Source organism: Nocardioides pelophilus (genome assembly GCF_014180685.1).
GTDB lineage: Bacteria > Actinomycetota > Actinomycetes > Propionibacteriales > Nocardioidaceae > Nocardioides > Nocardioides pelophilus.
Genome location: NZ_JACEHF010000325.1, coordinates 1 through 924, shown reverse-complemented (window position 1 = coordinate 924; position 924 = coordinate 1). Strand labels below are relative to the sequence as shown.

The following is a 924-nucleotide window of genomic DNA, read 5'->3' as shown; positions in this document are numbered from 1 at the left end:
CGAGGACCTCCTCGGCCCGGCCGCCGGTGACCGGCCGCGGGGCGAAGGCCACCGGGTCCATCGCGTAGGGGACGAGGCGGAGCGCCTTCAGCTCGCTCCCCCACCAGGTCGTCTCCAGCAGCACGCCCTCCAGCGTCTGCTCCATGAAGTCCATGTCGAAGACGAAGTTGCCCAGCGAGTGCAGCACCGGCACGCCGGCCACGGCGTCGACGCCCTGCACCCAGTGCGGGTGACCGCCGACGACCAGGTCGGCGCCGGCACGGACGAGCTCGCGCGCGACCTGGCGCTGGACGGGTTCCGGGGTGTGCGTGTACTGGGTCCCCCAGTGCGGGAGTACGACGACCGCGTCCGCCTGCCGCTCGGCCCGACCGATGATCCGGGTGACGCGGGCGAGGTCGGCCGGCACGAGCGGCCCGGTCCGCGGCGGCATCCGGACCGACAGCGCACCCGGGGTGCCGTCGCTCGCGGCGGGCGTCTCGCCGATCGCGTTGAAGCCGACGAAGGCGAACCGGACGCCTCCCGCCTCGAGGAAGGCGGGCTGCGACGCGGCCTCGAGGTCCGCCCCGGCGCCGAACGGCACGACCGGGCTCGCGGCGAGCAGGTCGACGGTCTCGACCAGCGCCGTCGCCCCGAAATCGCCGGCATGGTTGTTGGCGAGGGACACCGCGTCGAAGCCCGCCCCGCGGAGCACCCGCAGCAGCGCCGGGCTGCCACCGAACGAGTCGTCGCCCTGGGTCGGGCTGCCCGCGGTGGAGAGCGTGCTCTCGAGGTTGCCCACCGCGAGGTCGGCGCGCCGCAGCAGCGCGCGCATCGGTGCGAGCGCCGCAGCGGCGTCCGGGACCCCGCGGACGAGCATCACGTCGCCGGCGACGGTCACCGTCACCGCGTCCGGGTGGTCGCGCACCGGGTCGACGCCGGCGACGG

1 protein-coding gene is annotated in these 924 nt (G+C 75.8%); it reads right to left on the bottom strand.

Annotation, left to right across the window (positions count from 1 at the left end; all coding sequences use genetic code 11):
- Positions 1-924 (bottom strand): CapA family protein (locus H0488_RS23420; RefSeq protein WP_183101559.1); only part of this gene is annotated, 924 nt, incomplete at both ends.